Raw genomic sequence first — 13,727 nt, 5'->3', positions numbered from 1 at the left:
TAAAAGCCGCCTACATGCAGCAGGTTCGTGCCCTCATCGCCGGCGGCTCCGATCTGCTGCTGGTCGAAACGATCTTCGACTCCCTGAATGCCAAAGCGGCACTCGTCGCCATCCGCGAGGTCTTCGATCAAGATGGCCTTACCGCGAACAACAAGGAGCTGCCAGTAATGATCTCGGCGGCAGTCGGGCGTGGTGGCGAGACACTAATCTCCGCGCAGACCACAGAGGCATTCTGGAACGCAGTCCAGCACGTCAAGCCCTTGTCCGTAGGGCTGAACTGCTCACTCGGCCCTGATCTGATGTATCCCTTCCTCGACGAGCTGGCAACGAAGGCTGACGTGGCGATCTCCTGTTACCCAAATGCCGGTCTGCCAAATCCTCTCTCCGAGACCGGCTTCGATCTCGGGCCGCAGGATATGGCTCGTTATCTAGGCGACTTTGCACGAGCCGGCTTGATCAACATCGCCGGCGGCTGCTGCGGCAACACGCCCGAGCACATCGCAGCCATCGCGAAGGCGCTCGAAGGCCAGCCACCGCGGCAGTGGGCTCGTCAGATCGAGCGTGCCGCGTGAGTGTGAGCGCAACCGAGCCGACGCACCCCAAGCCGCTTCGCCTGTCAGGATCACAGCCGTTTACCCAGCAACCCGGCGTCTTCATCATGATCGGCGAACGCACCAACGTGGCCGGTTCGCCGAAGTTCGCCAAGCTCGTCAAAGAGGGTAAATACGAAGAAGCGGTTAGCATAGCCCGGCAGCAGGTCGAGAGCGGCGCCAACGTCCTCGACATCTGCATGGACGAGGGCATGATCGACGGGGTCGCAGCGATGACGCGCTACCTGCAATTGCTGGCAAGCGAGCCAGAAGTCGCCAAGGTTCCCTTCATGCTGGACTCCTCCAAGTGGGAGGTCATCGAAGCCGGGTTGAAATGCCTGCAGGGCAAGGGCATCGTAAACTCGATCTCGCTCAAGGAAGGAGAAGAGAAGTTTCGCCACAACGCCGCGACAGTGCTGAAGTACGGCGCAGCGGTCGTCGTGATGGCCTTCGACGAGCAGGGCCAGGCTGCAACCTACGAGGAGAAGATTCGCATCTGCGAACGCGCTCACCGTATCCTCGTCAACGAAGTCGGCTTCCCGCCCGAAGACATCATCTTCGACCCAAACATCCTCACCGTCGCCACCGGTATGGAGGAGCACAACAACTACGCGGTCGACTTCATCAATGCGACGCGCTGGATCAAAGCCAACCTGCCGCACGCGAAGGTGAGTGGCGGCGTCTCGAACATCTCCTTCAGCTTCCGCGGCAACAACAAGGTTCGCGAGGCCATGCACTCCGCCTTTCTTTATCACGCCATCGCCGCGGGCATGGACATGGGAATCGTGAACGCGGGAATCCTCGAGGTCTACGAGGAGATCGACCCCGAGCTGAAAATCCTGGTCGAAGACGTTCTTCTCAACCGCCGTCCGGACGCGACGGAGCGCCTGGTCGAATACGGCGAAGCTCTGAAAGCCGCAGGCGTCGACTCGGTAGCAAGTGAAAAGAAGGCCGAAGAGTGGCGCAGCGGCACGGTCGAGGAGCGCCTCTCCCACGCTCTGGTCAAGGGCATCGACGCCTACATCGAGCTTGATGCCGAAGAGGCTCGCGTCAAGCTGGGTCGGCCTCTCCTGGTCATCGAAGGGCCGCTGATGGATGGCATGGGCGTGGTAGGCGATCTCTTCGGAGCCGGAAAGATGTTCCTGCCCCAGGTGGTCAAGTCGGCCCGTGTCATGAAGAAGGCCGTTGCGCACCTGACACCCTTCATGGAGGCCGAGAAAGCTGAGATGGCCGCCTCTGGCCAGGTCGTCAAAGCCCAGGGAAAGATCCTGCTCGCGACCGTCAAAGGCGACGTTCACGACATCGGCAAGAACATCGTCGGCGTCGTCCTCGCCTGTAATAACTACGAAGTCATCGATATGGGGGTGATGGTCTCCTCCGAGAAGATTCTCGAGCGCGCCAAAGCGGAGAAGGTGGATCTGATCGGCCTCAGTGGCCTCATCACACCCTCTCTTGACGAGATGGTGCACGTGGCCCGCGAGATGGAGCGCCAGGGTTTCAAACTGCCTCTGCTCATCGGCGGCGCAACCACGAGCCGAAGACACACCGCCATCAAGATCGCACCGCACTACAGCGAGCCGGTGGTTCACATCCTGGACGCCAGCCGTGCAGTGCCCGTGACGACCAGCCTGCTCAGCGCCGAAGGGAAGCCTGCGTTCGTAGCCCAGCATCGCTCCGAGTACGAGGCTCTGCGCACCGCCCATGCCGCGCCGCGCCAGACCGTGATCTCGCTCGAGGCCGCTCGCGCCAGACGAACTCCGATCGAGTGGCGTTCCGAAGATCTTCCCACACCTGCATTCACTGGCGTTCGAGTGCTGGACAACTTTCCGTTAGCTACACTGCGTGAGTACATCGACTGGTCGCCGCTCTTCCATGCGTGGGGTTTGAAGGGAGTCTACCCTCGTATCCTCGAGCACGAGCAACAGGGAGAGCAGGCGCGACAGATCTTCGCTGACGCCAACACTCTGCTGGATCGCATCATCGAGAAGAACCAGATCACTGCGCGCGGCGTCTACGGCTTCTTTCCCGCCAGCGCCGTCGGTGACGATGTGGCGCTGTACTCAGACGACACGCGGAAAAACGAGCTTGGGCGCTTTCACTTCCTCCGCCAGCAAGCAAACAAGGAAGGCAGCGAGCCGTGCCGATCGCTCTCTGATTTCATCGCGCCCGAAGAGACCGGACTGGCCGATCACATCGGCGCGTTCGCCGTGACCAGCGGCATTGGTTTGAAGGAACTCTGCGACCGCTTCCGGGCCGAGAACGACGACTATAACGCGATTATGGCGGAGGCTGTCGCAGATCGTCTTGCGGAAGCCTTTGCAGAGTGCCTCCACAAGCGTGTACGGGATGAGTGGGGTTACGGGCTCGAGGAAGGTCTGAATCCCGCGGATCTTATCCAGGAGAAGTATCGCGGTATCAGGCCTGCTGCAGGTTATCCGGCCTGCCCGGATCACACCGAGAAAGGCACGCTCTGGCGCTTGCTCGACGTGCAGGCCAACACCGGCATGCTCATCACGGAGTCGTTTGCGATGTGGCCCGGCTCAAGCGTCAGTGGACTCTACTTTGCGCACCCGGAGTCGCGTTATTTCAGTCTCGGCAAGATCGACCGCGATCAGGTCGCCGATTACCACGAGCGCAAGGGAATGAGCGTAGCTGAGGTCGAGCGATGGCTGGGGCAAAACCTCAACTACGATCCCGCATAAGGGACCTATCGAGATCGAAGGAGCTGCGTAACGCGTTCGTTCTCCACTCGTCAGTGAGACCACCCCCACCGGCCCTGTTTCCGTTTATGGGCAACACAACGCTTGCCATTTATCGTTGGAATCAGCCAACCTCCGGTAAAATAAATGTTGACCCTTTCAAAGGCGGTCGGTAGGGCAAGTCCCTTTCCTCGCCGTTACTTCGTGGATTCGAAAACTGGGCGTACGGTCTCGTGAAAGCTAAAGAACCAATGGAAAACCCCATCAGCAGCGTTCGGTCCGTCCTTCACATCTGCACCCGCGAAACCATCCGGCCTCTCCGCGACCAGGTTCTCCGCCTCTCGGGGTTTCATGTTGATTCCACCCTCGACCATACCGAAGGCCTGTCCATGTTTTGGTCGCGCCACTATGATCTCGTCCTGATAGACGTGGAAGGCGAGGAAGGGATTCCTCACGCCGAACACATGTGCTCTGAGATCAAAACTGCCCAGCATCAACAGCTCGTTGCCTTTGTCTGCAACTGGCGCGTTGCGATTCTCACCGACTGCCCGGACGAGATCGTTCGCACCGAGTTTGACCCCGCCGCCTTCGCAAAGGGAGTCAACGAAATCGTCCCGCTGCCGTCTGATACCACTTCAAACTAAATCTGGGGAATCGGAATCGTCCGCTTATCTGCGCTGACCATGGTCTTTGGTTTGGTGGTTGTCGTCGCAGTCGTCGCCGCGACACCGCTCGTCTGGCCACTAGCAGCGGGAGTCGCCTGGGCATTCGCAGCCGGTGCCGCGCTCTGAGCCGTGGCACTGGTCGCCGCCGCAGTAGTAGTCGTCGCCGCACCGGGCTTCTTCGCCTTCACCGTCGTAGCACTCTGCGCTACCGCGAACGAACCCGCCAGCAACAACACGCTCATCGCAAAACTCCCAACAAACTCGATCTCTCTCTTCATCGGCGACCTCTCCTCAACCAGATTTGCGCGCTTACCACCTGCCCAGTACACCCACCCACCCGCATTCCGTCGATACAACTTCCGCGTCAAAAATATCTCCACAAGTTGCGGCCCTGCCCGGCCTGTGGTACAAACAATACATTCCAGTCTGCTTCGGCAGATTTGAATTTCATGCAGAGTGGTTGAGGGACGAGCCCTTTGACGCCACGACAACCGGACAGAACAAAGGCGTACCGGTGTCAACTCTCTCCTGGGGGCCTTTTAGGCTGCTACAGGGAACATGAGATTCGGAGCACGCAGGCCAAAATTCCAGGCTTGCACCCGCATTTCACCTTCCCAGCCTATCCGGCGACCCCCAAAAAAGAGAGTAAGCGCAAAAAGTTCAACCTTTCCCCTCGGAAAGAGCACGATGAACTATTCCTGTAGCCGATACGAACTGAAGTGCAACGAGTGCGGCAAGAGGTTTGGCAACCAACCCCTTTCCGCCTGCCCAGACTGCCTCGCCCCCCTTGAAATCGCCTATGACCTCGAGGCCGTTCGAGGCATCTTCACCAGGGAAAATATCGCAGCCGGCCCGGCCAACATCTGGCGTTACGCCGCTCTCCTCCCCATCCCCGAAGGCTTCGAGCCCGATCTCCCGGTAGGCTTCACCCCGCTCGTTCGCGCAAAGAATCTCGGCAAGCGCATCGGCGCTTCCAATCTCTACATCAAGAACGACGCCGTCTGCTTCCCGACTCTTAGCTTCAAAGATCGTGTCGTCTCTGTCGCGCTCGCCAATGCGCAGAAGTTCGGCTTCGAGATCGTCGGCTGTTCCTCGACCGGCAACCTCGCTAACTCCGTCGCCGCGCAGGCCGCCCGTCTCGGCCTCAAGGCCACCATCCTCGTCCCCGCCGACCTCGAACCCGCCAAGATTCTCAACACCCTGGTCTACGGTGCGCGCCTCATCCGCATCGACGGCAACTACGACCACGTCAACCGACTCTGCACTCAGATCGCCGACGAATACACATGGGGCCTGGTCAACGTAAACCTCCGCCCCTACTACGCGGAAGGTTCGAAGACCGTAGGATATGAGATTGCCGAACAACTGGGCTGGCGTCTCCCCGACAACGTCGTCGTCCCTATGGCCGGCGGCTCGCTCATCCGAAAAATTCGCAAGGCCTTCAACGAACTCATCTATCTCGGACTCGTCGACGAGAAACCCGTCCGCTTCTTCGGAGCGCAGGCCTCAGGCTGTTCACCCATCTCCGTCGCGGTCAAAGAGGGAACTGACTACATCGAACCGCAGCGCCCCAACACCATCGCCCGCTCTCTCGCCATCGGCAATCCAGCCGACGGCCCCGCCGCCGCGAAGATGATCCGCAGCACCGGCGGCTGGGCAGAGGATGTCTCCGACGTAGAGATCGTCTCCGGCATTCAGGAACTCGCCGAAACCGAAGGCATCTTCACCGAAACCGCCGGCGGCGTCACCACCGCAGTCACTGCGCGCCTCTATGCCGACGGTCGCATCTCCCCCGGCGAGATCACTGTGACCTGCATCACCGGCAACGGCCTCAAAACCACCGACGCCCTCGCCCACAGCTACTCGCATCTTAACGCCCGCGCCGTACGACCGCGCCTCGCAGACTTCGACGCTTACCTCCGCGAACTCGACGGAATCACAGAGCCAGAACTGGCCACCGCAGGAGCCCTCTAATGTCTATCAAAGTCACTCTTCCGACTGCCTTCGTCCGCCACACCGATGGCCGCAAGCAATTCAACTCTGCGGCTTCCAACCTTCCCGGCCTCATCGCCGATATCGACCAGACCTTCCCCGCGCTCTCCAACCAGATCAAGGACCAAGAAGGAAAGCTCCGCCGCTTCATCAACATCTATGTCAACGACGAAGACATCCGCTTCCTGGGCGGAGAAGCCTACGCCTTCCAGGACGGCGATGAGATCATGCTCATCCCGTCGATCGCCGGTGGCAGCGTCTAAGCGTCACTGCGTTGGCAGCAGTCCAAAGACCGCAACACCATTCTGCGTCCCAACGTACACCTTGCCGTTGACGATCATCGGTGTAATAAATTTATTGCCGTTTCCGAAGCTGTCCCGACCATTGGCCGCCTGGCCGCTGTTGTAAAGCTCATGCGTGAGGTTCGACGGGTCATACGCATGCAGCACGCCCGCTGAACTAAGGCCCGACTCCAGCGCCCACACGATTCCATTCTGTGTTCCGTTAGCGGAGATGGAAGGCGTTGGTCCCGGATGCGGAAACCTTACAGCCGTCGTGCTCGACGGGCTAGTGGCCAGCACCGCATTCGTCAATGGAAACGCCTTCAGCGTGTCCCCGTCTGATGAGTAATAAACCGTCCCATTGAAGTAGGCCGGAGTGGAAAAGACCTGGCCCTCCATAGCTCCAGGAATCTCCTGATAGATGTTGCTGTCCATTGGATTGTTGGCCGGGTTGAACTTGCCTAGATTGTCTCTGTCCGCGAGATAGATGTTCCTATCTTTGCCTGCGCCAACAATCAAATGATGCACGTGTCCAGTGGCGTCCATCTGATCGGGCAGGAGTATTTCACCGCCTGAACCAAGGTCCAGATCTTGAGTCGACTCGGCGACCCCGTTATAGGTCTCGAAGTAATCTGCTACGGCCAGCTTCCCACTGGTTGAGAGCTTCACCATCGCGTTGCCGTAATCTCCCAAGGCAGGAAATCCATTCGAGTCCAGCGTCGTATCGAAGGTCCCATTCGCCTGTAGCAGATAGATGAACCCGCTGCTGTCGGCAGCCAAACCATCCCCGCTCATCCAGATCGAACCCTCGTGGCCGTTCGGCGAGAGGTTCAACACCTGCGTCTGTGCAAGCGTCGATTCGCTGTAACCAATCACCCACCCCGTATAAGGCCCCGAGTCGCAGTGCGAGGTCCAGCCCGTGTAGATGTTGCCGCTTAGAAGAAGCAGCGCTGCGCGTTCCGCATATTGCGCAGGGTCGAAGACCACACTGCCATTCTGGCTATTGTCTCCTTTTCCCGGATAGGTCGCGGCAATCTCCGTCGAAGCTCCCGTATCCACGCCCGTCGTAAGGTCCAGCGCATGCAGCCTCTGATGGTATCCCCCATTCGCATCCTTGCTCATGCCGATGGTGAACAGGCTTCCATTTGTCCCTTGTTTGCGGTCGATCACCGGAGTCGAGGTGATGCCGATCTCCGGTGTGATCTGCGAGCAGCCGTGGTCGTCACTCGTTGTCTCGCCGTTTCCAAGGGTCGAAGTCTTCCATAACTGCGTTCCGCTATCTGCATCGAACGCGTAGACGCTGTCGTGTTCGGTCGACACATACAGCACATTGTGCAGCTGCCCTCCGATAAACACATTCGCAAGGAAAAGTGGTTGTGCGTCCACCTTGCCGTCGACAGCATCGAAGCCAATCTTGCCGAACTGCGTCGAGTTCACATTACTCTGCGTCAGGATCGTCTCCTGCGCATTCAGTCCGTCTCGCGCAACGTCATAGTGGAAGGTCGTCACGTCCGGTGCGTTGGTCATCGCAATGGCCTGCACGGTCAAAGCAAGCATCGTCGAATGGGTAAGGCTGCCAGATGTCCCCGTGAACGTGACCGTCGCAGTGGCCGCAGCTGCAGTTGGCGCTGCCGTAAGCAGCACGCTTTGCGCAGTCCCCGGAGTCAGGGTCAAAGTCGCTGGATTTGCAGTCACACCCGCAGGGAGGCCCGTGATCGCAACCGCCACTCCACCTGTAAACGAGTTAACCGCCGCAGCGGTAACACTCACAGGCAAACCAGCCGAGCCGCCAACAACCGTCAAGGAAGCAGGCGCCAGCGTCAATGTGAAATCCGGAGGCGGTGCAGAGACCGTTGCCGCGACCGTAGCGCTGTGCGTTAGCGGTCCCGAAGTTCCAGTGAGGGTCAGCGTAGCGTTTCCAGCAGCGGCTCCCGCCGACGCCGTAACCGTTATGCTCTGCGCTGTCCCAGGGGTCAACGTGAGTGTGGATGGCTGTGCGGATACGCCGCCGGGCAGCCCCGAAATGGCAACCGTCACCATCCCTGTAAAGCCGTTGGCGGCGGTCGCACTCACGCTCACCTGCTGACCCGGTCCACCCGGAACGACGGTGATTGTCGTCGGCGTAGAAGCCAGAGAGAAGTCCGCTGGCGTAGACTCGGGCGCAGGCTTAGATCTTCCGCCACACGACACCAAACCCACACAAAAAAACAAACCGAGGCAAGCGCCCAAGACCTTCCGGAAAGTGCGACCCATCACAAACCTCCAAATGACCACCAAACCCCGACACACTACCATTAGATTCAAACCGCAAGATCAGGTCGAACCTACGCCGATCCCCCACAGGATTTGTCACGCAGATGTCATTTGTTTGACCGAAGAAGTGGCCGTATTTCAGTCGATCCTGATCCCTCCCGACGCCACTCCCATCACTCTTACTTGAGCAATATCTTTAACCGGAGCAACGAATAGAGAGCATTCTAGCTCTTATGACCTGTAGACATTCGCGCATGACGCGCAATTCTGTTCTGAGAAAGAAGGTCCCCCATGTTCCTCATTCTTGCCGTCGTACTAGTGCTGCTTTGGCTGGGTGGTTTTTTCGTACTTCATGTCAGCAGCTTTCTAATTCATCTCCTGCTGATCTTCGCTTTGATCTCAATCATCATGAACTTCGTCAGCGGCAGACGAGCGGTCTAAGCGCCTGCGAATCCTGGGAATAAAAGAGGCCGAACCTGTTTGCAGGTCGGCCTCTTTACTTTGACAAACGCTCGTCTTTTACTGATGCGCCGCAGGTTGCGGAATTTCGATCCCAGCCGCAGGTATTACGCTCGCTAGCGCCTCCGGGGTCTCTTCCTGCAACTCCGGCAGATTGCCTTCGAGAGCCAGCTTCAGCACCTGGTCCATCTCCTCGACAAAGTGCAGCTTCATGCTGGTCTTCAGCAGCTCCGGCAGATCCGCCATATCCTTGCGGTTCTCCTCAGGCAGAATCGCCTCAAAGATACCTGCGCGATGCGCCGCCAGCAGCTTCTCCTTCAGACCGCCGATCGGAAGCACCTTGCCCCGCAGTGTGATCTCACCTGTCATGGCAATATCGCGCCGTACCTTGATCTTCGTAAGCGCACTCGCCAGCCCGGTCGCCAACGTAATGCCAGCCGACGGACCATCCTTCGGAATCGCTCCCTCCGGCACGTGAACATGAATATCGACGTTCTTATAAAAGTCCTTCGCCAACCCAAGATGATGCGAGCGCGAGCGAATATAAGTCAGCGCAGCCTGAGCCGACTCCTGCATCACATCGCCGAGCTGCCCCGTCGCCGTCATCTTGCCCTTGCCGTCGAGCACCTGCACTTCGGTCTGCAGAATCGTTCCGCCCATCTCTGTCCACGCAAGGCCTGTCACCAGACCAACCTCGCTCTTCTCGTGCACCTGTGAATCGCGGAACTTCGCCACGCCAAGAATATCCCCGATGTTCTGCCCGGTGATCGTCTCCTTGTGCTCCGCGCCGTTCTTCACCACGCGCCGCGCCACCTTGCGGCACACATTACCGATCTCGCGCTCCAAATTCCTGACGCCGGCCTCTCGCGTGTATCCGCGAATGATCTGCCTCAGCGCATCGTCCTCGAAGACGATCTGCTCTTCCGTCAGGCCCGTGCCCTCTCTCTGCTTCTTCACCAGGTACTGTTTGGCGATCTCCAGCTTTTCGATCTCGGTGTAACCATGCAGCCGCAAGATCTCCATGCGGTCCTGCAGCGGCCCGGGAATCGTGTGCAGAACGTTCGCCGTGGCGACAAACAGAACCTGCGACAGATCGTACTCGACATCAAGGTAGTGATCCTGGAACGAAGTATTCTGCTCCGGATCCAGAACCTCAAGCAGCGCACTCGCCGGATCGCCACGGAAGTCCGAAGCCATCTTGTCGATCTCGTCCAGCATGAACACAGGATTCTTGGTCCCGGCCTTCTTCATCGATTGAATGATCTGCCCTGGCAGCGCGCCAATGTACGTCCGCCGATGCCCACGAATCTCCGCCTCGTCCCGAACCCCGCCCAGCGACATCCTCACGAACTTACGGCCCGTAGCCTTCGCGATCGACATCCCCAGAGAAGTCTTACCGACACCCGGAGGCCCAACAAAGCAGAGAATCGATCCCTTCGGATTCTTCACCAGCTGCCGAACCGCAAGGAACTCCAGAATCCGCTCCTTGATCTTCTCCAGCCCATAGTGATCTTCGTTCAAAATCTGTTCCGCATGCTCGATCGATCGAATCTCCTTCGACCGCTTCTTCCACGGCACAGCAAGCAGCCAGTCCAGGTAGTTCCGCGACACAGTCGATTCAGCCGACATCGGAGGCATCGCCTCAAGCTTCTTCAGCTCCTGCAGCGACTTCTCAAGAACATCCTTCGGCATTCCAGCGGCTTCAATCTTCTTCTTCAGCTCATCGAACTCGGACTTCTCTCCACGACCAAGCTCCTTCTGAATAGCCTTGATCTTCTCGTTGAGGTAGTACTCCTTCTGAGCCTTCTCCATCTGCCGCTTCACACGCGACTGAATGGTGCGATCCATATTCAGTTTCTCAATCGCCACATCCAGTACATCGGCAACCTTGGTCAGCCTGTTCTCCGGATCGAAGACCTCAAGCAGTTGCTGTTTCTCTTCAATCGAGAGCTGCAGGTTTGCCGCAATCGTATCGGCCAGCTTTGCAGGCTCATCCGCGCGCACACTCGCCGCCATCGTCTCGTAGTTCAACGACTGCTGCAGCTTCACATACTGCTCAAACAGCGAGTGGACCCGCTGCATCAGCTGCTCCACCTGTGGCGTCATCTCCAGATGTGTCTGACCGGTGCGCACGGTCGCGACAAAGAATCCATCGACGTCGTTGATCTCGGTAGCGTGTGCCCGCTCCACGCCTTCAACCAGCACTTTAATGTTTCCGTCCGGCATCTTCACGCTCTGAACGATATTGCCAATCGTTCCCGTTTCGTAGATATCGTCGGCGTTCGGCTCATCCATGGAAGCATCGTGCTGTGTAGCGAGAAAAATCTTGCGGTCACCCGAGAGAGCCTCTTCCAAAGCCCGAACGCTAGACTCACGTCCAACGACGAATGGCGTCATCATATGAGGAAAGATGACCATGTCACGAATGGGCATCATCGGAAGCTTGCGAACATCGCCGCTTAGCGCTTTTTTTGGTTGATTTGTCATCTCTCTCCAATTAGACGTTAAAACGCCGGAAATGATGCATCGGCGTTGCGGCTTCAGGTGATTGTAATTCCTCGGACCTCATAAAGGTATTCCACAAATACAACCGGCAGGGAATTGAAACATATTCAGCTTTTAAAACAGCAATCGCAACGACAATCGACGTCGTTGCGACCCACTGAACATCAAAGTAATCCCTGTTCCTCTCAAACAATCTGTACACCAGACCAGTACTTTTAACTAACCTGCCTTTTCCAGTAGCATCGGCAGCGTCAGGCTGTGTTTCTTCACCATCTCTGCCGTGATGGAAAGCTCCTTGACCTTCTTGTTGCCTGGAACGTAGTACATCAGATCCAGCATCAGCTCTTCCAGAATCATTCGCAGACCACGCGCTCCAACCTTCCGTTGCAGAGCCTCGCGAGCGATCTCCCGCGCAGCCTCGTCGGTGAAGATCACCTTCACCCCTTCGAAGTCGAAGAGCTTCGTGTACTGTTTCAAAATCGCATTGCGCGGCTTGGTCAGAATCTCTACCAGGGCCGCCTCATCCAGTTCGTCGAGGATTCCCAGCACCGGCAGCCGGCCAACAAACTCCGGAATCAGTCCATACTTTAACAGATCCTGCGGTTCAGCCTGACGAAGCAACTCAGCATCTCGCTGTGCCCGAATCGGAGTCACATCTCCGTCCTTCGCATCGGGATCAGCAATCGCCTTGAATCCAAGCGCCTTCTTGCCAATTCGTCGCCCGATCACCTTCTCCAGCCCGACAAAAGCCCCGCCGCAGATGAAGAGGATATTCGTCGTATCAACAGCAGTGAACTCCTGGTGTGGATGCTTTCGTCCACCCTGGGGTGGCACGTTGGCAACCGTACCCTCCAGCAGCTTCAACAGCGCCTGCTGGACGCCCTCACCCGAAACGTCACGCGTAATCGAAGGGTTCTCGTCCTTGCGTCCAATCTTGTCGATCTCGTCGATGTATATGATCCCGCTCTGCGCGCGCTGCACGTCGCCATCTGCAGCCTGTAGCAGCTTCAGGATGATGTTCTCAACGTCTTCGCCTACATACCCGGCCTCGGTTAGCGTCGTCGCATCCACAATCGCAAACGGCACATCCAACATCTTCGCCATCGTCTGAGCCAGCAGCGTCTTACCCGAACCGGTCGGTCCTACCAGCAGAATATTCGACTTCGCAAGCTCGACATCGTTGCCGCGCGTCTTGTTCATCTGAATCCGCTTGTAGTGGTTATAGACCGCCACCGCGAGTTTTTTCTTTGTCTGATCCTGCCCAATGACGTACTCATCCAGAAAGGCTTTTACTTCCTGCGGCTTAGGCAGGTGAGCCGGCGCAGCGCCTGGCTGCGTCTCGGTGCGATCATCTTCCAGGATCGAGTTGCAAACCGCCACGCACTCATCGCAGATATACGCCCGCGGATAGTCCGAGGGCGATGAGATCAACTTGGCAACGGCGTCCTGCGATTTATGGCAGAAAGAACAACGAAGAGATTCGTCTGAGCCCCGTGAAGTTTTCATAGATGCGACTACTCCTGAGTCGTACGCGTAACAAAGTCTTACTGTAAGTTTACACCCGATTCAACTTACAAAGCTTGCTCCGGGGTGCACAGCAGTACCCCGAAATAGTCATATACGCGAGAGCCCGAACCAGTGGCCCGGGCTCTCGCAACAGTACTGTGGTAACTAGGTTCGGGGCCGATCGATGATGTCATCGATGATCCCGTACTCCTTCGACTGCGCGGCCGTCATGATGAAGTCGCGCTCCACATCCCGCTCGATCCGCTCCAGCGTCTGGCCCGTGCTGGCGCTCATCAGCTTGTTCGTGATCTCGCGAATCCGCAAAATCTCCCGTGCATGGATGTCGATATCGGTAGCTTGTCCGCTCAATCCGCCCATCGAAGGCTGGTGGATCAGAATCCGCGAGTTCGGCAGAGCAAACCGCTTGCCCTTTTTGCCCGCCATCAAAAGAAACGCACCCATGCTCGCAGCCTGCCCGATGCAGAAGGTCACCACATCGTTCTTGATGTACTGCATCGTGTCGTAGATCGCCAGACCGGCCGTGATCGATCCGCCCGGCGAGTTGATGTAAAGCTGAATGTCCTTCTCCGGATCCTCACCGCTCAGAAACAGCATCTGCGCAATAATCACATTGGCGATGTTGTCATCGATCGGCGTGCCCAGAAAAATGATGTTGTCCCGCAGCAGACGGCTGTAAATGTCGTAGGCGCGTTCGCCCCGGCTCGTCTGCTCGATCACCATCGGTACTAGTCCCATAACACTCTCTTTCTTTCTGTC

The 13,727-nt window shown here is 57.8% G+C and carries 11 protein-coding genes and 1 riboswitch; of the genes, 6 read left to right on the top strand and 5 right to left on the bottom strand.

The genetic code is table 11. The features are described 5' to 3' along the window. Window positions 1-14 precede the first annotated feature (14 nt). The 3 genes from RBB81_RS17365 to RBB81_RS17355 all read left to right on the top strand — a co-directional run bounded on the left by RBB81_RS17365 (window position 15) and on the right by RBB81_RS17355 (window position 3,933). The gene (locus RBB81_RS17365) at window positions 15-572 is read left to right on the top strand and encodes a homocysteine S-methyltransferase family protein (protein ID WP_353071512.1); all 558 of its coding nucleotides are present in this window, start codon (window positions 15-17) and stop codon (window positions 570-572) included. A 2-nt stretch (window positions 573-574) separates the two neighbouring features. Further along, window positions 575-3,292, top strand: a complete 2,718-nt coding sequence (gene metH, locus RBB81_RS17360; RefSeq protein WP_423248028.1) for a methionine synthase — start codon at window positions 575-577, stop codon at window positions 3,290-3,292. 248 nt (window positions 3,293-3,540) lie between these two features. Continuing rightward, on the top strand, window positions 3,541-3,933 hold the full coding sequence (locus RBB81_RS17355; protein ID WP_353071510.1) for a hypothetical protein: 393 nt from the start codon (window positions 3,541-3,543) through the stop codon (window positions 3,931-3,933). Here the strand turns inward: RBB81_RS17355 and RBB81_RS17350 are convergent. Beyond that, window positions 3,930-4,322, bottom strand: a complete 393-nt coding sequence (locus RBB81_RS17350) for a hypothetical protein (protein WP_183788003.1) — start codon at window positions 4,320-4,322, stop codon at window positions 3,930-3,932. The two genes, RBB81_RS17355 and RBB81_RS17350, sit on opposite strands and share 4 nt — an antisense overlap. Before the next feature lie 76 nt (window positions 4,323-4,398). Continuing rightward, window positions 4,399-4,519: riboswitch (SAM riboswitch) on the top strand. Between the two features lie 122 nt (window positions 4,520-4,641). On the opposite strand from RBB81_RS17350, the gene thrC reads away from it, so the two are divergent. After that, on the top strand, window positions 4,642-5,928 hold the full coding sequence (thrC, locus tag RBB81_RS17345) for a threonine synthase (protein ID WP_353071509.1): 1,287 nt from the start codon (window positions 4,642-4,644) through the stop codon (window positions 5,926-5,928). Further along, window positions 5,928-6,209, top strand: coding sequence for a MoaD/ThiS family protein (locus tag RBB81_RS17340; RefSeq protein WP_353071508.1), 282 nt, complete (start codon window positions 5,928-5,930; stop codon window positions 6,207-6,209). Before thrC ends, RBB81_RS17340 begins: the two co-directional genes overlap by 1 nt. A gap of 3 nt (window positions 6,210-6,212) precedes the next feature. Here the strand turns inward: RBB81_RS17340 and RBB81_RS17335 are convergent, their stop codons facing one another. Continuing rightward, window positions 6,213-8,480, bottom strand: a complete 2,268-nt coding sequence (locus RBB81_RS17335; protein ID WP_353071507.1) for a hypothetical protein — start codon at window positions 8,478-8,480, stop codon at window positions 6,213-6,215. 291 nt (window positions 8,481-8,771) lie between these two features. Between RBB81_RS17335 and RBB81_RS17330 the strand changes: the two genes are divergently transcribed. Then, window positions 8,772-8,921, top strand: a complete 150-nt coding sequence (locus RBB81_RS17330; RefSeq protein WP_158941405.1) for a lmo0937 family membrane protein — start codon at window positions 8,772-8,774, stop codon at window positions 8,919-8,921. 78 nt (window positions 8,922-8,999) lie between these two features. On the opposite strand, the gene lon is transcribed toward RBB81_RS17330, so the two are convergent. From lon to clpP, 3 genes are all read right to left on the bottom strand, one after another. Further along, window positions 9,000-11,426, bottom strand: a complete 2,427-nt coding sequence (gene lon / locus RBB81_RS17325; protein ID WP_353071506.1) for an endopeptidase La — start codon at window positions 11,424-11,426, stop codon at window positions 9,000-9,002. A gap of 237 nt (window positions 11,427-11,663) precedes the next feature. Then, window positions 11,664-12,950, bottom strand: a complete 1,287-nt coding sequence (gene clpX / locus RBB81_RS17320; protein WP_179584105.1) for an ATP-dependent Clp protease ATP-binding subunit ClpX — start codon at window positions 12,948-12,950, stop codon at window positions 11,664-11,666. Window positions 12,951-13,115: 165 nt separating this feature from the next. After that, a complete protein-coding gene (gene clpP / locus RBB81_RS17315) occupies window positions 13,116-13,706 on the bottom strand; it encodes an ATP-dependent Clp endopeptidase proteolytic subunit ClpP (protein WP_026336315.1) in 591 nt (196 codons plus the stop codon). Window positions 13,707-13,727: the final 21 nt, after the last annotated feature.

The organism is Tunturibacter gelidoferens (assembly GCF_040358255.1).
Lineage (GTDB): Bacteria > Acidobacteriota > Terriglobia > Terriglobales > Acidobacteriaceae > Edaphobacter > Edaphobacter gelidiferens.
Note: the sequence above shows the minus strand (reverse complement) of the source record. Positions and strands in the feature narration are given on the sequence as shown.